At 66.1% G+C, this 1,032-nt stretch carries 1 protein-coding gene; it reads left to right on the top strand.

The window, feature by feature from the left end; genetic code table 11:
- Positions 1 to 1,032: RICIN domain-containing protein (locus ABD323_RS41605; RefSeq protein ID WP_344447283.1), on the top strand; the 1,032-nt coding region annotated here is incomplete at both ends.

Raw genomic sequence — 1,032 nt, 5'->3', positions numbered from 1 at the left:
TCTGGGCCCCCCCGCAGAGCCAGTACCTGGCCATGTGGGCCCGCACCTACAACCGCATCAGGGCCACGTTCCCCAACGCTGTCATCTCCGGGCCCAGCACGGCATACCCGCCCAGCGTGAACACCGGCTGGTGGTCGGCCTACCTCGACTTCGTCAAAGCCAACAACGTCGTCCCCGACATCATCAGCTGGCACTCCCTGGAAGGCAACATGGTCCTGGGCGACCCCTACACGATGAAGTCCTACGTGAGCTCCCAGCTCACCGCCCGCGGTATCACGACCACCCGGCCGTTCCAGATCAACGAGTACGCCGCCCCGGACCAGCAGACCCCCGGCCGCTCCGGCTGGTACATCTCCCGGCTGGAACGCGGCGACATAGACGGCATGCGCGCCCACTGGGGAGCCGGCTCCAACCTCCACAACGACCTGGCCAACCTGCTCACCAGGATCGGCACCCAGTACGTGCCGCGCGGCGACTGGTTCCTCTACAAGTTCTACGGATCGATGAGCGGGACCCGTGTCGCTGTCACCGAAGGCACCGCAGTCGACGCCACGGCCTCCAGGACGACCGGCTCCGCCAAGATCCTGCTCGGCAACCGCGGCGTGACCGGTGACGTCAACGTCAACCTCAACGGGCTCAGCTCCACCGGCCTGGTCACCGGCGGGCAGATCCGCGCGATCGTCCAGCAGATCTCCAACGTCGACGGAGCGAAGGGCCCGAGCACGGTCTCCGACCAGACTCTGACCGTCACCGGGAACTCCGCCAGCGTGAACGTGCCGTGGACCGACTCCAACACCGGCTACACCGTGACGCTCCAGGCGCCCGGCCAGGCCTTCCAGGGCGTCGTCGTCGCCCAGCACAGCAACATGTGCCTGGACGACACCAACCTCAGCACCACCGACGGAACCCAATACCAGCAGTACCACTGCGAAGGCGGCAACCAACAGGTCTTCGACTTCCGCCCCAACGCCAACGGCACCTACACCATCGTCAACCAGCACAGCAACAAGTGCCTCGACGTCTCGGCCTTCT

Source organism: Kitasatospora nipponensis (assembly GCF_039528135.1).
GTDB classification, from domain to species: domain Bacteria; phylum Actinomycetota; class Actinomycetes; order Streptomycetales; family Streptomycetaceae; genus Kitasatospora; species Kitasatospora nipponensis.
Note: the sequence above shows the minus strand (reverse complement) of the source record. Positions and strands in the feature narration are given on the sequence as shown.